Raw genomic sequence first — 2,834 nt, 5'->3', positions numbered from 1 at the left:
GCGGTCCAACCGACACGGCCGAGCAGCCATCCACCGACTCCCAGGCCGTTCCGGCGACCCTCAAGCAGGACGACAATGGCCACTACTCGATTTATCGGGAAGGCGATCCCTACTTCATCAGAGGCGCGGGCGGCACCAGTCGCCTGGAGCAACTGGCCGAGGCGGGCGCGAACTCGGTGCGCACCTGGGACACCGATAACGCCGAACGCATTCTCGACGAAGCCCAGGCGCACGGCCTGACGGTCATGCTGGGGCTGCGCATGGGCAAAGAGCGCCACGGCTTTGATTACAGTGACGAAGAGGCGGTAAAAGCACAGAAAGCGCAAATCCGGGAGCAGGTACTGCGCTACAAAGACCATCCCGCCCTGCTCACCTGGGNNAACGAGCTGGACCTGTTCTACACCGACACCAACGTCTGGTACGCGGTGGAAGACATCGCCCGGATGATTCGGGAGCTTGACCCGCACCACCTGATCACCACCGTGACCGCCGGCATTGATCAGGAAAAGTCCGACCTGATCCAGGAGCGGGTGCCCAGCATTGATTACCTGAGCATAAACACCTACGGCGAACTCGACACCCTACCCCAGAAGGTGCGGGACGTCGGCTGGCCAGGCGCCTACGCCGTCACCGAATGGGGCCCAACCGGGCACTGGGAAATTGCCAACACCGCCTGGGGTGTCCCCATCGAGCAGACCAGCACCGAAAAAGCCGCCGCCTACCGACAGCGCTATGAATCCGCCATCCTCGCCGACGAGGAAAAAGGGCTGGGTTCCTACGCCTTCCTGTGGGGGCAAAAACAGGAAACCACACCCACCTGGTACGGCCTGTTCCTGGAATCCGGCCACGCCACCGAAGTGGTCGACACCATGCACCACCTGTGGAGCGGCGAATGGCCCGAACACCGCGCGCCGAGCATCCAATCCTTCCGGATCGACGATCAGACGGCCTATGACAGCATTTATCTTCAGCCGGGCGAAACCTACGAGGTCACCCTGAGCGTGACGCATCCGGACAACGAGCCTTTCAACATTCGTTGGGAGTTCCTGCCGGAGAGCACCGACATCAAATCCGGCGGCGACCGGGAGGACCGGCCGGAGAGCGTTCCGGGCCTGATCGTGGAAGACCAGGGCAACGGCACCATGCGCTTCACCGCTCCGGACGCAACTGGTCCCTACCGGCTGTTTGCCTATGTGACCACGGAGCACAACCGGGCCGCCGCCGCCAACGTGCCCTTCTTTGTCGGTAGCGCCGAAGACCACGAGTAACAGACGTTACAGAAGGGTCAATAGGCAGGTATCCGTCCCCGGGCCGGATACCTGCCTACCTTAACAGCGCCGCCAGCACCCGACTGATCAACTCTCCCTGTCGCGAACAACCCGTTTTCTGGAAAATATGCTTGAGATGAGAGCGCACGGTTTCAACACTGCGCCCAAGCTCATCGGCTATTGCCTGCACTTCACGCCCCGCCACCAACCTCTCGCAAACCTGAGCCTCCGCACTGCTCAGATCAAAGTAGCTGGCGATGTGTACCGCGCGGGGAAGAGGCCTGCTATCCGGCTCATAGACCGTTACCAGAGCCCCACCGGCCAATAGCTCGCCACTCTCAATGGGACGTATCACAAAAATCAAAGGGCTTCGCCCCGCCCGTTTGAGAAACAGCGTCTCACTACAATAGTCTTCCTTGCCCATGCTGGATCGGACGACCATCGCCGATGCCCGGAAGAAGGCTCGGTGTACATCCTGTTCGGCAAAGTTAAAACGTTGGTCGCGCACCACCAGGCACCGCTCGCGGTCTATCAGGTCTTTGGCCGCTTTATTGGAGTGCAGCACTGTCGCCAGGCTATCCAGCAAAAAGGTGGCATCCGGAAGAACGTCAATCACCGCGGCCAGAGTGGCATCATCCTGAGTGCGTGCTTCCAGTTGCCGATACAACTGAACCGCCTGCCGGATATGCGGCACCAACCGATCGAGTGAGTCGAGCTCAGACTGCTGATAAGGCCCTTGGGCCACGGTTCGTTGAATGGTCAGTACAATACTATGGGTAGGGGTAGTGTCGACCACCAGCCAGGCCGAGTCGAGCATATCCTGATCATTTTCCCACCGGGAATAATCCTGGTCGGGCCGGAAGTCCGGCAACAGGGGCAAAGCGGACTGAAATAGGCCCGGGGACTGTTTGACCGCCTGATTGGTCACCACATCCTGAGCAATCATGTTGTTTTCCAGATACCAGTCCAGAAACTCCCGGGTCAGGCCGTGATACCAAAGGTGCTCCATACGCAACGGCTGACGCTGAATCACCAGCAACTGCGCCGCACAACCGCCAATGGCGAGAGTCAGCTTTTCGAGAAAAGCATGAAAACCTTCCCGGTCAGTAAGAGAATGATAAAGCGCCTGCAACAGTTCAGGCTCATTTTGCAGCATCACTGCCATGTTATTTACCCTGAAATCACATTTTTATTATTGAACTTGATCCTGACAAACGCTCATCTTACCTTTTTTTCGTCGATCATTGGCTACCAGCTGTGCCACGCTTGCTGGCAATAAACAGCCCCACCCCGCCCAGGATGGCGATAGAGCACACGGCCAACCTCAGCGTCACCGGCTCCGATAAAACGATCACGCCGCCGACCGCCGCCAAAGCGGGGACACTCAACTGGATCGTGGCCGCCGTCGTGGCCCTTAGATGGGGCAGTGCCATATACCAGATCGCATACCCCAGGCCGGAGGCCAACGCGCCCGACGCCACCGCGTAAAGCGCCCCAAGGGGCGCGATCTCCACGCTTGAGTAAAACAACACACTCAATACCACGGCCATCGGCACCGCACGAATG

At 59.3% G+C, this 2,834-nt stretch carries 3 protein-coding genes; 1 reads left to right on the top strand and 2 read right to left on the bottom strand.

What is annotated here, in order from left to right; all coding sequences use genetic code 11:
- Nucleotides 1-1,268 (top strand): glycoside hydrolase family 2 TIM barrel-domain containing protein (locus tag B3187_RS01115; RefSeq protein ID WP_286804266.1); only part of this gene is annotated, 1,268 nt, incomplete at its 5' end.
- A gap of 55 nt (nt 1,269-1,323) precedes the next feature.
- Here B3187_RS01115 and B3187_RS01110 read toward each other — a convergent pair.
- Both B3187_RS01110 and B3187_RS01105 read right to left on the bottom strand, forming a co-directional pair.
- Complete coding sequence (locus B3187_RS01110; protein ID WP_286804265.1) at nt 1,324-2,433, bottom strand: helix-turn-helix transcriptional regulator; 1,110 nt, start codon at nt 2,431-2,433, stop codon at nt 1,324-1,326.
- Nucleotides 2,434-2,509: 76 nt separating this feature from the next.
- Nucleotides 2,510-2,834 (bottom strand): EamA family transporter (locus B3187_RS01105; protein ID WP_286804264.1); only part of this gene is annotated, 325 nt, incomplete at its 5' end.

The organism is Marinimicrobium sp. UBA4209 (genome assembly GCF_002381585.1).
In the GTDB taxonomy this organism is placed as follows: domain Bacteria; phylum Pseudomonadota; class Gammaproteobacteria; order Pseudomonadales; family Cellvibrionaceae; genus Marinimicrobium; species Marinimicrobium koreense.
Note: the sequence above shows the minus strand (reverse complement) of the source record. Positions and strands in the feature narration are given on the sequence as shown.

Excerpts from the sequence above, each read along its gene's own strand:
- B3187_RS01110 (WP_286804265.1), bottom strand. The coding sequence starts at position 2,433 with ATGGCAGTGATGCTGCAAAATGAGCCTGAACTGTTGCAGGCGCTTTAT.